The following is a 15,064-nucleotide window of genomic DNA, read 5'->3' as shown; positions in this document are numbered from 1 at the left end:
CTGCTTAGTCGCCGATGCCACGGTCCTGGCCGTAATCCCGCTCCGGCGGTAGGGCGCGGGGGCGAGGAGCAGAGGCCGGCGGTTCGGCTGTCGTGGAGGTATCGCGGCCACCCGTGGGTGCGATCAGATCCCGGATGATGTCTTCGGCGGCACGTTGTTCGGCCGGAAGCGTGTCGCGGCGGGCTACTTCGGCTCGGGCGTGAGCGATGGCGGTGGCTGCGGCGTCGCGGTTGTCGATGGCCTTCTGTGCGAGCTGGCGGGCACGGGTGTCGGCCTGCTCGGCGGCGGCCAGTTCGCTTGCGAGTGTGGTGGTGTCGGCGGCGCGGGCGGTCAGTTCGTCCCATTGGTGTTCGGGGACACCAACGGCCCTGCGGGTCTGTTCGTGGGCGGCGGCGAGGTACTCATGCTGGCGCTCGGCCGCGGCGACCGCCTCGGCGAGGCGCTGGTGATGTTGGTCGTGCTCGGCGCGCGCTTTGCGGCCACGCCCGGCCGGCGGCAGTCCCGCCAACTCGGCGCGCGCCTCAGTGACCCGGGCGGCGGCAGCGGCCAGGGCGTGGCGGGCGGTGCGGGCGGTAGTGATGCGGTCGACAGTGTCGGCGAGTTCGGCGTGGTCGGCGCGCACCCGCGGCGTCCGCTCAGGTGCTGGTCGGCTGGTCCGCAGGTCGTCGACTGCGAGGGTGTGGCGGCGGGTGAGGGTGCGTAGGTGCGCGGTGAGCTGGTCGTCGCTCATGACGCGGAGCGGGTCCTGGTGGAGCCAGTCGCGTAGTTCGGTGTTGGCCGCTGGTTCGGCGACCGCGGTGGCGGTGACTTCGGTGGCGGGGTGGGTTGCCGACAGGGCGACCGCGTCGGTGGTGGCGCCGGGCCCGGTGGCGGTGGTGGGCATGAGGTAGGTGTCGCGGTGGTGGTGAGCGGTGTGGGTGAGGGCGTGGACGTGGTTGAGTCGGTTGTCGATTCGGTAGATGCGGGTGGTGAGGTCGGCGCGGCGGGCGCGGAGGTCAGCGAGGTTGAGTTCGTCGAGTTCGATGGCTTGTAGGCGCGCGAGTTCGACGTCGGTGTCGGTGACGCGCACACCGCCGGATTCGGCGACCGCCGTCTCGAGGCGGGCGTTCGCGTCGTCGTAGACGGTGGTGAGGGCGTCGCGGTCGACGGTCGCGGCGGTGATGCGCCAGTCCAGGGCGGTGGCGTCGGCCTCGGCGCGTAGGGCGGCGAGGCCGGGTGCTTCGTCGTCACTGAGGGGGTCGAGGTCGGTGGTGTCGGCTGCGCGCAGTTGAGCGGCGGTGCGGCGCAGGGCGGCTGCCTGGTTGGTGAGGTCTTCGATGAGTTGTTCGGCCATCATCAGGTCGTGATGGTGACCTGCGGTGTCGGTGGCTGCGGCGAATTGGTGGTCGGCAGCAGCGCGCAACGCCAGGACGTGCGGTGCCATGGCTTGCTGGTGGGCGCTGGTGCCGGTGTTGATCGCGTCGCGTAGCTGCATCACGTCGGCGTCGAGTTCGGTGATTTGGGCGGTGAGTTCGTAGCGCAGCGCGATGCATTCGGCGAGGTCGGACGGCGCAGCGAACCGATCGGGTGCAGAGACCACGTCGGCGGCGAACTCGTCGAAGTCAAGGTCCTCGTAGCGGTCCAACTCCTCGACGTCGAGGTCGTCGACGCCGGGTTCAGGTGGTGGTTCGGTGGCGGTGAGCGCGGCGAGGTAGTCCTCGTCGACGACGAGCTCGTGGTCGGCGGCGGGACCGCTGGAAGGGACCGAAGCCCAGGGGTCGGACAGTCCGGCGGCTTCGGCGGCTGCTTCGGCGGCTGCTTCGTCTTCGGGGGTGGGCGGGGTCGGCGGTAGTGGGGTGGTGTCGGTGGCGTGGCTGCTGTGGGTGACGAGCAGTTCGATCCGCCAGGTGAGCAGGCGGGCGTACTCGTCGAGCCGGACAGTGTGGTCGTCGTCGGCGCCGCTGTGGAGCAGGGTGTCGGCGAGGTCGAGTAGCTCGTGGGGAGTCCACTGGGCGGGGTCGGCGGCGCTGACCGCGGCCACGAGTGCGGGCCAGGCCCGGTCGGTGAGGATCGCTTCGGCGGCCCGGTCCCCGACGATCCCGACGAGAGCGTCTGCCCAGTCCGGGCGCAGGCCGGTGTTGGTGGCTTCGGCCGCAGCAGGAGCCAACTGCCCGGACAGGCGCCACCACAGTGCGGCGGCGGGCATCTCGGTGGGCAGCGGGTTGTCGGCGAGAGCGTCGCGGGCCAAGGTGTGCACGTCGAGGCCGGCGCGGGCGGCCAGCGACAGGTGGTCGGCGAGTTCGGGCCAGTACGGGTCGGCGAGGAGGTGGGGGTCGAGGTCGCGGGCGAGGTCGGCGTAGCGGGCAGCGTCGGCGGTGGTGGTGACCAGGGCGTCGGCGCGTTCGGTCAGCGCGGCGTGACGCCGCGCCAGGGCAATGGAGTCCGGGCGCGGTCCGGCGGGGCGGCGGTCGGTGTCGTCGACGCCGCGGGCGGCACGGAACACGGCGAGTTCGGCGACGAGCTCGCCGCCGCGTTCGGTGTCTGCGAGGAGCAGCGGACGCGCCCACATCGGGGCGGTGGTGGTGTCCCAGGCGGTCGCCTGGTCGGTGACCGTGGCGGCGAGGTCGGTGACAAGGGCGTCGCGCCGGGTGAGGTACGGCGTCCACTGGGGGTCGTCAAATCCGGCGGGGATGCGGGCCAGCCAGGGCAGGGGCCCGCCCCCGGCGGAGTGTTGCTGGGTGGGGTCCAGGCGCCAGTCGAGCACGGCGGCCGGGTCGGCGGCGGTGCCCAGTTCGCGGTGGGTGATCGCTGCCTGTAGGCGCGTGATCGGGTCGTCGCCACCGAGGGCCAGGGTCGCGAGGTGGGTGCGCAGGGTGGGCCAGGCCGCGCACGCGGTGAGCGTGCCTGCGGGGGTGCCGGTGTGGGTGCTGTAGAGGGCGTCGGCGTCGTGTTCGAGGTCGCGCATCGCCTTGGCGCCGAGGGTGTGTTCGGCGGCGGCACCGAGGGCGTGGTCGTAGGCGGCCGCAGCGCGGGCCAGGCGCCGGAACGGGTCGGCGGCTTCGCGTTGGGCGGTGGTCGCCGACTGTTGGGTGCCGTCGCGGCCGAGGATCGCAGCGAGGGTTTCCAGCCCGGTCTGGGGGTGGCGGGCTTTAGGGGTGGTGGCGTTGTGCGGGTCGGTTTCGGTGGTGGGTAGGTAGATGTGGTTGCCGTGGCGGCCGCGTGTCATCGCGACGTAGAGCAGCTGTCGGTCCAGGGCGTCGGAGCCGATGACGTGGCAGGTGTCGGCGGTCATGCCCTGGGCGGCGTGGATGGTGGAGGCGTAGCCGAGGGTGGTGTGTTCGGCGACGTAGTCGGCGGGTAGCTGCACATGCCGGTTGAGGTCGAGATGTTGGGCGGTCAGGGCGCCGTCGGCGCCGATGTGGGTGACCCGCCAGCGGTCTCCGTTGCGGACCCAATCGGTGGTCGACAGGCGCAGATCGCGGCGGTTGCTGCGGGTGCTGATGATGTCGCCGACGCTGGCGGCCAACCCATCGGACAGGCGCAGCTCGGGGCCGCGGAGGTGGGGGTCGATGCCGGCGAGACGGTCGGAGCGGGCGCGTTCGTTAAGTGCGTTGACGGTGTCGCGGGTGGCGGCGAGCATGACGGTGTCGCGTCCGGCGGCGCGGTCGCCCAACCAGGCCTGGTAGGCGTCGTCGGTGGCCACGGCGTCGGACTCGACGTGGATGCGTGCGTGGTCGGCGTAGAAACCGAGGGCGGCGGGGTCGCCGTCACGCAGGGCCAGCGACGCCGCACCTTCGGCGGCGTCGGAGAACCGCACCACCTGGCTCAGGGTGAGCGCCCCGGTTTCGTGGGCGACGTCGCGCAGCACACCGCCCGCCGAGATCGAGGCGAGCTGTTGGTCGTCACCGACCAGCCGCACACTGCCGCCGCGGCCGACGATGCACCGGATCACCTCATCGAGATCGGCTGTCGAGGCCATTCCGGCCTCGTCGACGACGACGAGGGTGTCGGGTCCGATACGGGTGAACCAGTCCGGTTCCTTGGGCGCGACATAGGCAGGGTCGGCCAGCTTCTCCTTGGCCGCGGCCACTCTCGCGGCGAGCTCAGGATTACCGACGGTGCGTGTGTGCGGGGTCGCGGCCAGGGCTCGGTCGCGGCGGGCTTCGGCGAGTTGAACGAGTTTGGCGGCGGTGTCGGTGGCGGTGTTGAGTTCCTCGCGCAGCACCGCAGCTGCGGCGGCGGTGGGGGCCAGGCCGATGAGGGTGCCGCCGCTGTCGGTCCACGCCCGTGCGAGGGTGCGCATGGCGGTGGTCTTACCGGTACCGGCTGGCGCGAGGACCAGTTGCACGCGGCGCCCGGAGGTCGCCAGTTCGCGGACCATGGCGGCTTGGCCGGCGTTGAGTTCGCGGCCGTTGGCGGCTTGCTCGAGCAATGCGATGTCGACGGTGGTCTCGTCGAGGCGGCGGCCGTCGGAGCGCTTGGCGGCGGCCACGATCCGGTGTTCGGCGGCGAGGATGTCGGTACTGGTGTGCAGGGCGACATCGTGGCGCACGAACACTGATTCGCCGTTCGCGCGACGCAACACCTCCGGTTCGTCCAGGTCTCCGTCGAGGGCGTCAGAGGACACCGCGACGCTGGTGTCGGCGGCCAGTGCGGTGTCGACGATGCGCTCCACGGCGACAGCGAGTTCGTCGGTGTCGGTGATGCCGGCGAAGTCGCGGGCGCGCAGTTGGCGTTCGGCTTCGGCACGCAGATGCGGACGCTGCCAGCGGGCGCGCGTGGCCGAGATGGTCTCGATGCAATTGGCGGCGAGCTCGGTGCACAACTCGTCGGTGAACTCCGGGTGCTCACGGGTGCGCGAGTGTGGATGGGTGGCCTCGTGCACGAGGTCACTGATCGCGCGATCGCTGCCGAGGACGCGGCGCGCTTGGTCGCGCCAGGCGTGGCGCTGCTCGGCATACGAGCGGGGTTCGTGCTTGGCGTCGCGGGTTTCCAGGGTGGCTTGTTGGGCCAGATCGAACGCCTCACCGGTGGTGGGTTCGCGGCCGTGATCGGCGTGAAATTGCTGCGACAGCTCGCCGAGACGGTCTTCGATCGCCGCGCGCCGCGACGACCACTGGGCCATCAGTTCGGTGGCGACACCGTCGATCTCACGGACGGGGCGTTTGCGTGCATCGGCCTGTGGGCGTTCGCTGAACGACACCCCGAGGTCGCGCTGGAGATACAGCTCGATGCGCGAGTTGTACACCTCCGACGCGGACACGGTGGCCTTGAACAACGGGGTGCCGTCCAGGGCCATCCATCGGGTGATCCCGGCGGCGTCGCGCACCCGCACCTTGTTAGAGATGGCGACGTGGGTGTGCAGGTCCGGGTCACCGGCACGGGAGTCGCGGTGGGTGAACGCCGCGGCGATCAAACCGTCGGTGTCGACCTGGGCGATGCCGTCGGTTCCCAACCGCGACAGGCACGCTTCGCGTTCGATGAACGCCAGTGCATCGGCGACCGCCTGGCGGTGGGCGGCCTCGATCTTCTCGGCCATCGGTAGCGGCGCAACGGCCCACAACGCCGACACCGATTTCACCGGGCTGAACGTCATGTCGTACCCGGCCACGGCCGATTGACGCCGGCGGCTTTCCTGGGCGATGAACCCTGAGAGTTCGCGCGAATCCCGCGGCGGGCGACGGTAGGTTTTCGTGAATCGTTCGCGGCCCAACTCGGTGCGCAACGCCGCCCGGGTGTCGTCGTCGATGACCGCATCCCAACGTTGCCCGCGGGCGAGGTTGTGGTCGCGGAACACCACCGCGAGTTCCTGTAGGAACTCCGGATATTCGTCGTAGACGGCGTAGGCGTTGCCCAGTTTCGTCGCCGCCAACGCCTGGGCGGTGCGGCAGTCCGAGGACGCCACGGCGTGCTGCTCGATCGCGGTGGCGTTGGGGTGGCGGCCCTCACCGAACAGGGCCTTCATCTGCGCCGCCGACACCATCGACCCGGCCTCGATGGTGCGCGCCTCGGCGAGCTCGTCGGCGACCTCGAGACCTGATCCGACGTCGGCCAATCCGGCCAGACCGGAGCCGATCCACTGCCCCGGCGAGTCGCCTTTGGCGCTGTAGTAGTCGGCGAGGGAGACCCGCCCTTTGTCGGTGGCGTCCATCGCCGCAACGGATTTCGTCAGGTACTCATACCCGTCGCCGGCGGTCAGTTTATGGATGGTCGCGGTCACTCAGGTCACCGCCGGAACGGGCGCAACTCGTTGGTGCGGGCCACCACGTGGACGCTCGCGCGGTGCGCCCGGACCAGCTCGGCGATGACCCCGCTGGCGACCTCGTCGCCACCCTCGATCCGCGCGGTCAAGCCCGCGAGGAGTTCGGCTGTGGCGGTTGGGGAGTCCAGCACCTGGGCGACCGCATCCTGGGCGGTCATCCCGGTCGCGGCGGGCCGGTCGTGGCGGCGGACCCATGCCGCGCGGCGGCAGTCCGTCGAGCACCACCGGCGCGGCCGTCCGCGTCGCGGTGCGCCGTCTCCGGGCAGCACGTCACCGCAGTGATCGCACGTCCCGGCACCGGCCATGGCTGCATTCTGGCACATTAATTTCGTCGGACGAATCCAGAATGCAAGAGGTGTGTGGGAGTGGGAAGGATTTGGCGTTCGGGGTGCGGTTTGCGTCATGGGGGCGATCGGGGGTGTTGATGCAGGTGAGGGCGGAATGAACGGAATGGGGAGGGCGGGAACGGAGGGCGATCGGAAGGGGAGGGGCGGTGAAGTGCGCACCGAGAAGCCGCGTGTGGCGGTGGCGAGTGGGCGTGGGCCGGCGTTATCGTGTCCGGTATGCCGTCGAACAATTCAAAACTCACTGCCAGTCAGGCGCGCGCTGCTGCGCGCAAACGAACGCTCGGGGCGTTGGAGGCGCGCCGAGCCGCGGAACGCGAGAAACTCGAACGCAAACTCGAAGCTGAGTTGAGGGTGATGGAAGCCAACGAGGCCAACATCGCCGAGTTCCTACAAGCCGACTCCGAACTCGCCGCTGCCGAAGCAGAACTGCGAGTGATCACCGAGCGATCAGCGAAGGCGAAAGCCACCGCACTTGCCGCGATCGCCGAGCGAGTAGGAAGTGTTAGTGGCGCGGCCGATCTCGTGGAGATCAGTGCCGCGAAAGCCAAGACGCTGCTGCGTGAGGCGGGCCTGTCCGTCGCGACGAAAAAGGCCACCTCGAGCCAGGAGCAGACACCGGCCCCGGCCACTCCGGACGCGGCCACCGATGAGAGCCGCACCGAGCCATCTGATCCCGCGGTGATGTCGGCCTAGGGTTCTACGGTTCGGCCATGAGTGTCGACCCTGACCATGATCAACTGGGCCTGTTCGCGGTGCCGGCCACCCACCGTGCGGCCGGCACCGCGACACCGTCGCCGGGTGTGGTCACCGACCCGACGCTGACGCCCGATGCTCGCGCCGAGCAACACTTCTGGCAGCACGTCGTCCTCACACCCCGTGGCTGCTGGTACTGGATCGGTGCGGTCAGCTCCCCCGACGGATACGGCCGATTCACCTTCCGCCGAAACAACCGTCAACGAGCGATCAGCGCGCACCGTTTCGCGCTGCTGCTGGTACACCCCGACCTCGGTACCGACGCCGCCGACATCGGCGAGCACTACTGCAACGAACCGCTCTGCGTGCGCGTCGATTCCGCCCACGTACGCATCGGCACCCAAACCAACAACCTCACCTACGCCGTCGGCCTCGGCCGCCACCGCGGATCACGACCAACCACCGCCATCGACCGCGCCGCGCGTTCGGTCATGCTGCGCACCTACCTGCGCGACGGCGGCGACCCCGACCAGGCGCACCGGCTGTTCCAACCGGTGCCGTCCACACCTGCCGATCAGCTCGGCCTGTTCTGAAAACTGACACCCGCCTTGTGTTAGTGCACGGCGCTCACGCGAGGGGATCGTCACCGCGCCTTGCCGTCATCCTCCCGATCCCAGATGGAGACTCCGATGCTCGAACTCAGGCCAACCGACCCGCCGGTAGTGACCGGGCGTTGGCGGTTCAACGTTTTACGCATCGGTGCGATCGTGGTCGCAGCTTGCGGCATACGCGGCCGCGTGCCGAGGAGGCTGCCGACTACCGGCTCGTGATCGGGTTCGCGTTGGCTCACGCCGTCTGCAACGTCTGCGCGGGCTACGCGACGGCGTTCTGGGTGTCGTCGCGGCGTGCGTGATCGCGCGCGGTGACGCATCGGGGCCGGACCGGTCGGTGGATCACCATGACTGCACCGCTGCGTGCTCCCGACCCTGTGCACGCCTGAGGATCGGCTATCGCGGGCACTGGCCCCAAACGCCGGCTCGGGCCGCCTGGGCGTCGCGTTGGGCGGCGTCGAGGGTGTTGGCGTGGCGTCCGGGTTGGTGGTTGTAGACGTAGGTGCGTGCCCACCCTTCGGCGACGAGTGTGTGGTTAAGCATGGTATCGCCGATCCAGACGTAGGCCAGGGCGCGGCCGTAGCGGTCGGTGTGGTCTTGGGTGGGGTCGTACTCGAGGCGTACGGCGGTGCCGGGGGCGGCGAGTGCGCGGGTGCGGTCGCTGGCTTGCGGGCCGCACGGCTGGACCGGGGTGTGGGGTTTGCGGACCTCGGGGGTGTCGATGCCGAGCAGACGCACGGTGAGGTCGGGATCGGTGTCGGTGGCGACGACGATCGTGTCGCCGTCGACGACGCGAGTGACCACGGCGGGCGTGGTGTCGGCTGATGGTCGCGACGGTGCAGCAACAGAGGTAGCCCGTGTCCAGAGGTCGCCGGGTGCGGGGAGTGCGTCGACGACGCCACTGAGGGCCGCGAAGGCCGCCACGACGAGCGCGGCGAGCAGCGCGAGGCGCAGCACGGTGCGGGAGACGAAACGGGCGAGGGTGCGCATGGGCGGGCTCCGAACGAGGCGACGAGGGTCGGTGCGGGCAGGGGTCAGTCGAACAGCGACATCTGCTGTTCGGCGGCGGCGGCGTCGGTGCGGTCGATGTAGGTCTGTGCCCAGTCCTTGACCACGGCCACGGGTTCGTCGAGTGTGGCGGCGACTTGGTCCCAGGTGAGGTTGTCGATGTGGCGCAGGGTGTAGGCGTCGGCGTGGAGCTTGGCCAGATCGGCAGCCGGGTATCGGATGTCGGTGTCGGTGGGCATGGCGGTGTTCCTTTCGGTGTGTCAGTTCGGGCGTAGGGCGGACAGGCGGGTGCGGTGCTCGCGCAAGGCGATGCCGTGGGCGCATATGTAGTCCCACAGTTCGGCCTCGGGGAGGTGGTCGGCGGCGTGGGTGATGCCGTCTCCGGCGGCGCGGTAGCGGCGGCGGTAGGCATCGGCGACGACCATCGCTGCGTAGTGGCGGGCCTGGATGCCGTCGGCGCCGGCGGAGGTCGCCGCGACGAGCGCACGGGTGAGGTGCTCGGCGCCGAGGGTGGCCGCGCGTCCTTGGCGGCGTAGTTCGTGGGCGACGGTGGTGGGGTCGTGCGCGCGGCGTGCGCCGTCGGCGATGAGCTCGGCGATGATCGTGAACAGTTCGCCGTGGGCGGGCACGTAGAAGTCCTCGGCGCAGACCAGGCCGACGATGGCGGTGAGGTTGTCGTGGTGGGCTGGCGTGGCCCACAGCACCGCCGAGAGGAACAGGACCTCTGCGTGGCCGGTGTCGCTGGCCCACCCGGGGCCGTCGGCGAGCGCCACCGCGTCATGGTGGGCGGCGCTCACCGACGGGTCCGATGGGGTCTCGACGGGCATGGGTCAGCTCACCTGGCGGCATCGTTGGGTGTCGCCGCGGCCGTCGTAGTCATGGTCGAGGTGGCTGTGCTCCCGGCGGGCGCGGTCGGCCAGTTCGAGGGCCTGGTCGAGCAGGTGGGGAAGCACGGCAATGTCGGCGCGGCGGGTGGATACTTCCGCGAGCGGGCAGCAGTTAAGGTCACCGTCTTTGTAGACGGCGATGACGATCGGGTGGACCGGCGGGCGGTGCGGGTTGCTCGGCACGAAGACGCCGGCGCCGTTGTCGGTGAGTGCCTGCCAGTCGTTGTCGATCATCACCACGCCCTCGCGCGTGCGGGTGTAGGCGAGGTGCCCGCTGCGCTGCGGGCCGAAGGTGGTGCGGGTGAACACCAGCCCGGTGGTGGCCGTGATGTCGGCGAGGGCCGCGTCGAGGGTGTAGCTCATCGCAGCCGCCGTTCGGCGCGGGCCTCGAGGGCGGCGAGCATGGCGGTGTCGTCCTGGGCGGCGAGCGCAGTCTCTTCGGCGGCGCCGATCTCGCACTCCGGTGCGTGCGGATCGCTGAAGTGTTCCCCGCACCTCTGGCAGCAGTCCGCATGGATGTTGGCCATGGTGATCTGGATGACGCCGTCGTCGACGTTGGCCACGAAGCTGAGGCCGGCGGGAACGGCGATGGAGACGACGAGATCGCCCTCGACGTCGGCGAGCGTGGCCTGCACCTGGGGTGCGGAGGTGTCGGCGGGATCATCCGCTGCGGCTTGGGTTGCCCACAGTGAGGCGTTGTCAGTGGCGATCGCGAGGCCACCGAAGGTCCACTGGGCGTGGTCGTTGGTGGCGGTGGATGGACGGCTCATCCTGGGTCTCCTTGTTCGGCGTTGCGGGTTGGGTGTCGTCGACGGCAAATGCGACACCCGTTTCTGGGGGGCTGGCGGGTCAGGCTGCGGTGGCGAGCGCCTTCACCCGGTCGGGACGGAATCCGCTCCATGACTGCTGGCCGTCGTCGATCACCACGACCGGCGCCTGCAGGTAGCCCAGGCTCATCACGTAGTCGCGAGCGTCGTCGTCGGCACTGATGTCGACCACCTGATAGGCCAGGCCCTGCTTGTCCAACGCCTTGTATGTGGCGTGGCACTGAACGCACGCGGGCTTTGTGTACACGGTGACGGTCATTTCCGAAACTCTTTCCTGAGTGGCTGTTTTCTTTCTTCTATTCTATACACTAATGGCTGTATACGCAAGGGCTACAACGTATTTCATGATCCACGTAAATGCGTACTGACCTGCTGTTAGGGGTCAGTCGAAAGCCTATCTACTCCTCTATTCGAGGATTCTTTTATGCGTTCAGAAAGCGCCACGGAAAGCGCACAGAAACACATCTCGAATGGCGCGGAAGGTGTAGTGACTGCGCCGGTGGGCAAGAGGGCTGCGGCCCTCGCCCGGCGGGCCCGTCAGCGCCGCCGGGTGTGGCGCCGCCGGGTCAGCGGATGGTGGTGATGAGTGCGCTGGGGGTGGTGTGCAGGGCGCGGGCTATCCGGGTGAGGGTGACCACGGTCGGTGCGCGCTCGCCCGCCTCGATGCCGCGCAGGAAGGTCCGGCTGGTGCCGACGGTGCGGGCCAGGGCTTGCTGGCTGATCTTGAGTTCGGCACGGCGGGCGACGATCGCTGCTCCGACGGCGGACATGACGGCGGTCTCGTCGACGCTGATTTCGGACGGGTCGCTCGACATGGATTCGGGCCTCTCGGGGGCGGTCGATGGTCGTGTGGTGTCGAGCTTGCCAGAGCCAGGGAGGGGCGAGTGCGTGCCGTGCCCGGGCCGACGGGTCGGGCACGGCGCGATCGGCGGTGTCGGTCATCGGCCGAGGGTTTCGGCGGCGACGTCGTAGCCTCCCCACAGCGATCGGCCTGGCACCGCACGCCACCCGTGCGGTCCGCGGCGGGTGATCATCGGGTACCCCTGGGGGCGATCCGAGGCGTGCAGCTCGGTGACGGTTGTCTCCCAGTTGAGGCGGGTACGGCGCTTGGGGCCGTCGTCGTAGGGCGCCGAGGGCACGATCGGGTCCTCGCGCCATCCCGGGAAGCAGTGATCCAGGCCCAGCAGTGCCGCGTCGGTGTCGTCGTCGACGACCTCCGAGTGCCAGCCGCAACCTCGGCAGAAGCTGCGCGAGACCAGATCACCCACGCACAGGCAGCCGCGGTGCGAGGTCCGGTTGCATCGGAGGTCAGTTTGCAGGGTGATCGGGATGCACGTGTCGGTCGGTTCGCGGCTGCTCGCGTACTCACCGATCGCGACGTGCCAGCCGTGCGAGTCGCGCAGACAGGCGAGATCAGGCCATGCCTTGCTCCACTGCGCCATCGCGTGCTGGTAGTCAGCAATCGTGTTGCACTGCAACGCATACAAGCTAGGAACACCGGTCGTGCGCTCGGCGTGCACACGCTCATCGCGCGCCGCCTCGGCGAACATGTCGAGTTGCAGGCCACGCGAGGACGGCGCGGTCGGCGCCGTCGGGAGTCTGGTTGCGGTCATGGCTTGACTGTACTCTATAGGGTGCATAGTGTGAACCCTATAAGGTGCATCGGTGTGTCAAGCCAAAAAGTCGGAACATGCGCCATCACAGCAACATTCGGCCACAAGGAGCCTCGATGTCGTGGAGCTACAGCAACATCGTCGCGAGTCCGAGCGCGCGTGAGATCATCCGCGCCACCAGCGTGCTTCAGACCGGACAGGCCGAGCTGGTGCCCATCGAGCACGTGCACGCCATGGTCGATCTGACCTGGTCGAGGTGGGCACTCGGTCTCGCCGAGATCCTCACCACCGGTATCGGGATCGTCCTGGCCGATGACGAGAACCGCGAATGCCTATCCCTGACCCGCACGGCGCTCTACGCCGCCGACTGACACCCCCACGACGTCATCTGAGAGGCCCCCATGACGCGGCGCACATCGTCCGACCACGACAACGACATCAACCTCCTCGATTTGCTCGACGGCACCGCCGAGCGCATCGAAGAGCAACGTCGCCTCGAGGCCGAGGTCGCGACCCTGCGCCAGCTGTGGGAGCAGCGTCGCGCCGGTCGACCCGACGGCCAACCCGTACCAACCGGTGAGGACTGGTGTGGACGCTGCGGGGAGAACACCTTCGACTACGGGCTGGTTATCAACCACGACCTCGGCTACCTCGGCTGTCCGGTCGACGTCGACCCCACCTGGTCGAGATACCAGTGTGTCGGCTTCCGTGGCGCCGTGGACTACCCATCGGGGACACTGACCGTCGAGGACCTCTGTGACCGCTGGGACCGCCAGTTCTTCCCCGACTGCGTATGCGGGCACCCCTGGGGAGTACACACCCACGCAGCCCACCCCACCTGGAGCTTCGCCTGCAACGCCTCGTGTGGCTGCCCGATCTACCGCCAGGAGACGTAAGGGCCTACAACTCGGGTCCGTGATCGCGGGAACGTTCCACCCTCGGCGCCGACGTCTCACTGGATGTCTCGGGTGCCGGTGTGCGGGTCGCCGAGCGTGGGGCGCGGGTGTCGCTGAGCAGTTCTCCGATCGAACGTGGCCTCTCCGAGGTCCACATACCGTCGTCGGGGTTCCACTGGCCGTTCCCGGTCGCGCCCGTCAGGATCGGTTCGATGAGGCTGTTGGCGGCCGTGAGCGCGGCGGCGGCCTGGTGCAGGTGCGCCGGCAACCCGCTGTGAGCGGCGCGCTCTGGGTAGTCGCGCTCCCAGGTCGGGTTGGGTAGCACCAACGGCACCGGGATCGTCAGGTCGCGGCGGTGTTCTTGGTGGCGGATCGCGGTGTGGAGCTGTTCGGCGTCGAAGGTCTGGGTGCGGGCGAGGATGACGAGGTCGACCAGATCGTGGGCACGGGTGGAGGGGCTGTCGCCGTGGGTGCCGTGCAGCTCATAGAGCGCGGCGACTTTGTCGGCGACTGCTTCGGCGGCGGCTTGCATCCGGATCACGGGCATGGGGTCGAGTTCGTCGAGCGCGAGCATCGGGTGCGGGCTGATCGTCTCGGGCGGTAGCAGCATCTCCCGGTGGGTGGCGAGGTCGAGTGTGGCGTCGGAGAATCGTTGTCCGGCAATGTTGTAGCGGATACGTCCGGCGAACAATCCTGGGCTGCGGGTCGCGGTGATCGTGATGTCGAACTCGCCGAAGTCGCCGGGTCCGGGGTGGGCGGCCTGGCGCAGCGAGTGTTGCATGTGTTCGGCATCGAGGCGGGTGGCCAGGTCGGCGTCGGTGGTGGGACGGGCTTGGGTCGGCGCCCGAAATTGCAGGGCGGTACCGCCGGTGAGGATCCACTGGTCGGCGTCGGGGGAGCGGAACAGCCGGGCCAGGAACAACTGGAGGGTCACGGTCTGCGCGAGCTCGTCGCGACTGAACCTGCTCGTGCGAGCTTGAGCGGACAGGCGGGCTTTCAGCCCGGCGCGGAACGCCTCTTCGGACGCATACGGCATCAGCCGACCAACACCGGCTCGGTCGGCATCTGAGCTTGATCGAGCAACGAGGTGAACAGCTCAGCGCCGGAGGCGTACTTCCACCGCGGCGCGGCCCGATCGCACGCCGCGATCAGCTCGTCGGCGTCGACCAGCGATTCGATCAGACAGGTGTGCAGCGTGGTCCCAATGTGCCCGCCGTCGCCGTGGGTGAGCAGCAGGTCGGCCACGGTGCGTGCGGGGGTGGTCACCGGCAGTCCGTCGACGAGGTCCCAGTCGCGGCCGCGGTACCCGATCGGCCGGCGCCAGGTGTGCACCGACGGGTCGCGGACGTTGATGCGGTGCGGGCTGCTCAGCTCAAGCCCGGATGCGGTGATCGTGCCCAATCGCAGCACCTGGGCAGCGGCGGCATGGCTCACCACGCTGTCTGGGCGGGCGCGGCGTTCCTCGATGTCGGCGGCCGGGTGGAGCGCCAACCACTGTGCCGCCCAATCACCGAAGGTCGTCCAGGCCGAGGACTCGGGAAGCTCGTAGACGCCGTGGTGGACCCGGCCGATGGCCTGGCGCGCCGCAAAACGAGCCAGGACGTACGGCGCGACGCCGAGGTGACGGGCCTGGGCGGTGGTGAACAGGCCGAACTGGCGATCCGCCAGGTCGCGAATCGCGCCCCACAGGTCAGCGTCGATCATGCAGCAATATTAGCAAATCGGCGATTGAGTGATTTGATCGCACATTGCCGCTGAAGTGCGCAGGAGCGCGGAAGAAGCGCAGCCGGAAGCGGTCGCTGGACGGTTCACCGGCAGGTGCATTCCCACGAGTCCTCTCAGCGGTCATCGCACAGGTGATCGCATGAGTACTCGCATACACCCGCTACAGGGGAAAAATTAAATGGGTTGATGCGGTTGGCTCCGCGTGCAGGATCGGCG

The 15,064-nt window shown here is 69.2% G+C and carries 16 protein-coding genes; 4 read left to right on the top strand and 12 right to left on the bottom strand.

Features of this window, described 5'->3' with window-relative positions; translation table 11 throughout:
* Positions 1 to 4: 4 nt before the first annotated feature.
* Positions 5 to 6,199: a MobF family relaxase gene (mobF, locus tag OSB52_RS25050; RefSeq protein WP_266063150.1), complete on the bottom strand. Its 6,195-nt coding sequence runs from the start codon at positions 6,197 to 6,199 to the stop codon at positions 5 to 7.
* A gap of 5 nt (positions 6,200 to 6,204) precedes the next feature.
* Positions 6,205 to 6,546, bottom strand: coding sequence for a hypothetical protein (locus tag OSB52_RS19330; protein ID WP_266063149.1), 342 nt, complete (start codon positions 6,544 to 6,546; stop codon positions 6,205 to 6,207).
* A 258-nt stretch (positions 6,547 to 6,804) separates the two neighbouring features.
* Here OSB52_RS19330 and OSB52_RS19325 point away from each other — a divergent pair, with 258 nt between their 5' ends.
* Both OSB52_RS19325 and OSB52_RS19320 read left to right on the top strand, forming a co-directional pair.
* Complete coding sequence (locus OSB52_RS19325; protein ID WP_266063148.1) at positions 6,805 to 7,281, top strand: hypothetical protein; 477 nt, start codon at positions 6,805 to 6,807, stop codon at positions 7,279 to 7,281.
* Between the two features lie 17 nt (positions 7,282 to 7,298).
* Entirely contained in the window at positions 7,299 to 7,874 is a 576-nt protein-coding gene (locus OSB52_RS19320; protein ID WP_266063147.1) for a hypothetical protein, read from the top strand.
* A 414-nt stretch (positions 7,875 to 8,288) separates the two neighbouring features.
* Here the strand turns inward: OSB52_RS19320 and OSB52_RS19315 are convergent, their stop codons facing one another.
* The 8 genes from OSB52_RS19315 to OSB52_RS19280 all read right to left on the bottom strand — a co-directional run bounded on the left by OSB52_RS19315 (position 8,289) and on the right by OSB52_RS19280 (position 12,227).
* Positions 8,289 to 8,882: a thermonuclease family protein gene (locus tag OSB52_RS19315; RefSeq protein ID WP_266063146.1), complete on the bottom strand. Its 594-nt coding sequence runs from the start codon at positions 8,880 to 8,882 to the stop codon at positions 8,289 to 8,291.
* Positions 8,883 to 8,926: 44 nt separating this feature from the next.
* Positions 8,927 to 9,139, bottom strand: coding sequence for a hypothetical protein (locus OSB52_RS19310; RefSeq protein ID WP_266063145.1), 213 nt, complete (start codon positions 9,137 to 9,139; stop codon positions 8,927 to 8,929).
* Between the two features lie 21 nt (positions 9,140 to 9,160).
* Positions 9,161 to 9,727 carry a DnaB-like helicase N-terminal domain-containing protein gene (locus OSB52_RS19305; protein WP_266063144.1) on the bottom strand — a complete coding sequence of 189 codons (567 nt, stop codon included), beginning with the start codon at positions 9,725 to 9,727 and terminating at the stop codon, positions 9,161 to 9,163.
* Between the two features lie 3 nt (positions 9,728 to 9,730).
* Complete coding sequence (locus OSB52_RS19300) at positions 9,731 to 10,150, bottom strand: hypothetical protein (protein ID WP_266063143.1); 420 nt, start codon at positions 10,148 to 10,150, stop codon at positions 9,731 to 9,733.
* Positions 10,147 to 10,557: a CHAP domain-containing protein gene (locus tag OSB52_RS19295; protein WP_266063142.1), complete on the bottom strand. Its 411-nt coding sequence runs from the start codon at positions 10,555 to 10,557 to the stop codon at positions 10,147 to 10,149. The genes OSB52_RS19300 and OSB52_RS19295 overlap by 4 nt, the downstream gene beginning before the upstream one ends.
* Before the next feature lie 79 nt (positions 10,558 to 10,636).
* On the bottom strand, positions 10,637 to 10,873 hold the full coding sequence (gene nrdH, locus OSB52_RS19290) for a glutaredoxin-like protein NrdH (RefSeq protein WP_266063141.1): 237 nt from the start codon (positions 10,871 to 10,873) through the stop codon (positions 10,637 to 10,639).
* 307 nt (positions 10,874 to 11,180) lie between these two features.
* Positions 11,181 to 11,429: a helix-turn-helix domain-containing protein gene (locus OSB52_RS19285; RefSeq protein WP_266063140.1), complete on the bottom strand. Its 249-nt coding sequence runs from the start codon at positions 11,427 to 11,429 to the stop codon at positions 11,181 to 11,183.
* Positions 11,430 to 11,552: 123 nt separating this feature from the next.
* A complete protein-coding gene (locus OSB52_RS19280) occupies positions 11,553 to 12,227 on the bottom strand; it encodes a DUF6349 family protein (protein WP_266063139.1) in 675 nt (224 codons plus the stop codon).
* 116 nt (positions 12,228 to 12,343) lie between these two features.
* Between OSB52_RS19280 and OSB52_RS19275 the strand changes: the two genes are divergently transcribed.
* Together OSB52_RS19275 and OSB52_RS19270 are read left to right on the top strand one after the other, a co-directional pair.
* On the top strand, positions 12,344 to 12,598 hold the full coding sequence (locus tag OSB52_RS19275; RefSeq protein ID WP_266063138.1) for a hypothetical protein: 255 nt from the start codon (positions 12,344 to 12,346) through the stop codon (positions 12,596 to 12,598).
* Between the two features lie 30 nt (positions 12,599 to 12,628).
* Positions 12,629 to 13,123 (top strand): hypothetical protein, encoded by a 495-nt coding sequence (locus tag OSB52_RS19270; protein WP_266063137.1) that lies wholly within the window; start codon positions 12,629 to 12,631, stop codon positions 13,121 to 13,123.
* Positions 13,124 to 13,127: 4 nt separating this feature from the next.
* On the opposite strand, the gene OSB52_RS19265 is transcribed toward OSB52_RS19270, so the two are convergent.
* Both OSB52_RS19265 and OSB52_RS19260 read right to left on the bottom strand, forming a co-directional pair.
* Complete coding sequence (locus OSB52_RS19265) at positions 13,128 to 14,159, bottom strand: nucleotidyl transferase AbiEii/AbiGii toxin family protein (RefSeq protein ID WP_266063136.1); 1,032 nt, start codon at positions 14,157 to 14,159, stop codon at positions 13,128 to 13,130.
* Positions 14,159 to 14,827 (bottom strand): type IV toxin-antitoxin system AbiEi family antitoxin domain-containing protein, encoded by a 669-nt coding sequence (locus OSB52_RS19260; protein ID WP_266063135.1) that lies wholly within the window; start codon positions 14,825 to 14,827, stop codon positions 14,159 to 14,161. The genes OSB52_RS19265 and OSB52_RS19260 overlap by 1 nt, the downstream gene beginning before the upstream one ends.
* Between the last annotated feature and the right edge of the window lie 237 nt (positions 14,828 to 15,064).

This window comes from Gordonia aquimaris, from assembly GCF_026262595.1.
Classification (GTDB): Bacteria; Actinomycetota; Actinomycetes; order Mycobacteriales; family Mycobacteriaceae; genus Gordonia; species Gordonia tangerina.
This window is presented reverse-complemented; position numbering and strand designations above follow the sequence as displayed.

What these genes read in the sequence shown, in the direction of transcription:
- OSB52_RS19285 (WP_266063140.1), bottom strand. Translation starts at nt 11,429, where the DNA reads ATGTCGAGCGACCCGTCCGAAATCAGCGTCGACGAGACCGCCGTCATG.
- OSB52_RS19275 (WP_266063138.1), top strand. Translation starts at nt 12,344, where the DNA reads ATGTCGTGGAGCTACAGCAACATCGTCGCGAGTCCGAGCGCGCGTGAG.
- OSB52_RS19260 (WP_266063135.1), bottom strand. Translation starts at nt 14,827, where the DNA reads ATGATCGACGCTGACCTGTGGGGCGCGATTCGCGACCTGGCGGATCGC.
- OSB52_RS19280 (WP_266063139.1), bottom strand. Translation starts at nt 12,227, where the DNA reads ATGACCGCAACCAGACTCCCGACGGCGCCGACCGCGCCGTCCTCGCGT.
- OSB52_RS19320 (WP_266063147.1), top strand. Translation starts at nt 7,299, where the DNA reads ATGAGTGTCGACCCTGACCATGATCAACTGGGCCTGTTCGCGGTGCCG.
- OSB52_RS19330 (WP_266063149.1), bottom strand. Translation starts at nt 6,546, where the DNA reads ATGGCCGGTGCCGGGACGTGCGATCACTGCGGTGACGTGCTGCCCGGA.
- OSB52_RS19295 (WP_266063142.1), bottom strand. Translation starts at nt 10,557, where the DNA reads ATGAGCCGTCCATCCACCGCCACCAACGACCACGCCCAGTGGACCTTC.
- OSB52_RS19325 (WP_266063148.1), top strand. Translation starts at nt 6,805, where the DNA reads ATGCCGTCGAACAATTCAAAACTCACTGCCAGTCAGGCGCGCGCTGCT.
- OSB52_RS19265 (WP_266063136.1), bottom strand. Translation starts at nt 14,159, where the DNA reads ATGCCGTATGCGTCCGAAGAGGCGTTCCGCGCCGGGCTGAAAGCCCGC.
- OSB52_RS19270 (WP_266063137.1), top strand. Translation starts at nt 12,629, where the DNA reads ATGACGCGGCGCACATCGTCCGACCACGACAACGACATCAACCTCCTC.
- nrdH (WP_266063141.1), bottom strand. Translation starts at nt 10,873, where the DNA reads ATGACCGTCACCGTGTACACAAAGCCCGCGTGCGTTCAGTGCCACGCC.
- OSB52_RS19305 (WP_266063144.1), bottom strand. Translation starts at nt 9,727, where the DNA reads ATGCCCGTCGAGACCCCATCGGACCCGTCGGTGAGCGCCGCCCACCAT.
- OSB52_RS19315 (WP_266063146.1), bottom strand. Translation starts at nt 8,882, where the DNA reads ATGCGCACCCTCGCCCGTTTCGTCTCCCGCACCGTGCTGCGCCTCGCG.
- OSB52_RS19300 (WP_266063143.1), bottom strand. Translation starts at nt 10,150, where the DNA reads ATGAGCTACACCCTCGACGCGGCCCTCGCCGACATCACGGCCACCACC.
- OSB52_RS19310 (WP_266063145.1), bottom strand. Translation starts at nt 9,139, where the DNA reads ATGCCCACCGACACCGACATCCGATACCCGGCTGCCGATCTGGCCAAG.